Consider the following 2,573-nt stretch of genomic DNA (forward strand, 5'->3'; position numbering starts at 1 on the left):
GACGCCTTCCAGGAAGCCGACATCCAGGGCATCACGCTGCCGATCACCAAGCACAACTTCCTCGGCGCCCGCCGAGGCGCCGCGGCGAGGCCGATGGCCCGGCTGGGTCGCGGCGTGCGGGCACTGTATCGGCGCAACCACGCCGCCCGCGTTCCCGTGTCGTGCGAATCCGGACCGCCGGGGTCCTGATTGACCATTGATCTGTCGTTGGCAGACGGTTGTCCGGCGAACCGGTCGCTGATCCCCACTTCAGTGGAAGCTCTCGTTCGGACGGCGTCCGGCGCGCGCCGAAGTGTCCACGGGGGCCGCGCCGCCCGGTTGTCGGGATGACGCCCCTCGGGTCGCGGGGTCGGTTTGCCGCAGTGGGCACGCTGGGCGCGTAACCTGCTGATAACGGTGTCGTACCCGGGGCGCGGCGGGTCTTGGCTCGCTATATCCTTGCCTGGTGGCAACGATTGACGACGCCTCCGTCACATTGACGGTCAGCCGGGAGGACCGGCCGGATGTGGTGGTGCTCCGGCTCGCGGGGGAGCTCGACCTGAGCACCACCCCGCACCTCAGCGAGCGGATCGACGAGGTGCTCGGCGACGGCCGTACCACAATCGTTGTTGATCTTCATGCCGTGACGTTCTGTGACTCAACCGGAATGTCGGCATTCATCCGGGGCCACCACCTCAGCTCCGCCGCCGGCGGCTCACTCCGCCTCACCGGCGCCCGCGGCGTGGTGGCCCGGGTCCTCAAGATCAGTGGTCTGGACACGCTCCTCAGCGACGACTCCTGAGCCCATCGACGACCCGCCCGGGCGCGTGGGCCAATGTGGATTTAATTCCGCAGAACGCCCCGAAACGGGGTAATGCCTCGGGGAGGATGGCCGGGAGGGGAACTACTGGCTACCTGGGGGCGAGCTAATGGACTTCTCCATCGTCGAATCAGGCTACGACCGCGAAGAGGTCGAAAGTTGCCTCTTGGATCTGGGTGAGCAGCTCGCCAAAGCCTCCGCACAAGCGGAGAGCGCCGCCACGTTGCGGAACGAGCTGGGCATGGTCCGCGCCGAGGCGGAGCGCCTGCACGAGATGCTGCGCGCCCGGCCCGCGGTCTACCGCAACACGGCGCGCGTGCAGCAGATGGTCGCCCTGGCCGAGGAGGAAGCGGCGGACATCGTCGCCGAGGCCCGCGAGGTGCTGGCCAAGGCCCGCGAAGACGCCCAACGCATCCGCGCGGAGGCCTACAACGACGCGGTCAAGGCCCGCCGCGACTTCGAGCTCGCCCTGGCCGCCCGCCGCCGCCGCGAGGAGAACGCGGACGCCGTCCTCTCGTCGATCTCGTTCGAGCCCGCCCCGGTGGCCACCGCCCCCAACGCCGGCGTTGCCCCTGCCGGTGGGAAGGCCTCGAGCGGCCGGGCGACCGCCCCCGCACCGGCCGGGAAGGCCGCGGCCGGTGCGTCGGCGACTGCCGCATCTGCGGCCGGCGGGTCGGCGGCTGGTGGGTCGGCGGCTGCGGAGTCGCCGGCTGGTGGGTCGGTGGCGGGCGCCGGGTCGGTCCCGGGCGGCAAGTCCGCGGCGGCCGGCAAGCCTGCAGCGCGTGGCAAGTCTGCGGCGGCGAGCCAGCCTGCCGTGACCAGCGGGTCCGGGTCGGCCGCTGGCGCGGCGGCCAGTGGGCCCGCGGTGGCAGGTGCTTCCGCGACGGGGTCCGGGTCCCCGGCGGCCGGCGGCCCCGCGACGGGCGCGGCGCCCGCGAAGGGCGCCTCCGCTGGTCGCGGTGGCGCGTCGGCCGGGTCGACGCCCGGCGGAGTCGCGGCCGGAGCGGCGGCAGCCGCCGCGGCTGACGGGCCGCGAGCCAACGACGGAGCGCGCCACTACGACCGAGGCCCGGCCGGCCCAGCGGGCAACGCCGCCGGCCACCGGCACGACGCGACCCAGGCCGGCCGCGCCACCCCGACGCCGGTCAATGGCGAGGTAGCGCCGGTACACAACGCGGCGCCCATCAGCGGCACGGCCCCCACGACCGGCACCCCGCCGGAAACGTCGAAGCCCGCCAGGGGCGGCCTCTTCGGCAAGGGCGGCCTGCTGGGCAAGGGCCGCAAGAACGCGTCGAAGAAGAACGCGGAGACCGACGACGCCAAGCCGGAAACGCCGGCCCGGAAGGGCGGCGCCCGCCGCACACCGGACCCGAAGGCGCCCGCCGACGGCGCGGCGGCCCCGAAGGCGACGGGCCGCGCCGGCGTACCGAGCAACCCGCCCGAGCCGACCCCGAAGCGCGCCGGCGCTGGGGCAGGCCCCAACGGCTCCGCATCTGCCGACAAGCGTGCGGCCGCGGCCGGTCCCAATGGCACTGCGCCCACGTCCACCGACAAGCGTGCCGCTGCGGCGGGCGCGAATGGCAACGGCCCGGCCTCGGCCGGGGACCGTGGCGGTGCCGCGGGTGCCGGCGGGAACGCGCCTGGGTCGGCCGCGAGCCGTGGCGGCGCTGCGGGTGCCAATGGCAACGGCCCGGCCTCGGCCGGCGATCGTGGCGGTGCCGCGGGTGCCGGCGGCGGGGCGGCCGCGGCGGCGGCGGGCGGGGGCGCCGCGGCG

Annotated in this window: 3 protein-coding genes; all 3 read left to right on the top strand. The window is 74.9% G+C overall.

Translation table 11 applies throughout. The features are described 5' to 3' along the window. Nucleotides 1–189: hypothetical protein (locus AB0H87_RS40570; RefSeq protein ID WP_360158796.1), on the top strand; the 189-nt coding region annotated here is incomplete at its 5' end. 256 nt (nucleotides 190–445) lie between these two features. Continuing rightward, complete coding sequence (locus AB0H87_RS40575; RefSeq protein ID WP_360158790.1) at nucleotides 446–781, top strand: STAS domain-containing protein; 336 nt, start codon at nucleotides 446–448, stop codon at nucleotides 779–781. A 184-nt stretch (nucleotides 782–965) separates the two neighbouring features. Further along, on the top strand, nucleotides 966–2,573 hold a 1,608-nt coding region (locus AB0H87_RS40580; RefSeq protein WP_360158793.1), incomplete at its 3' end, for a hypothetical protein.

The sequence above is a fragment of the Asanoa sp. NPDC050611 genome (assembly GCF_040654855.1).
Taxonomy (GTDB): Bacteria; Actinomycetota; Actinomycetes; order Mycobacteriales; family Micromonosporaceae; genus Asanoa.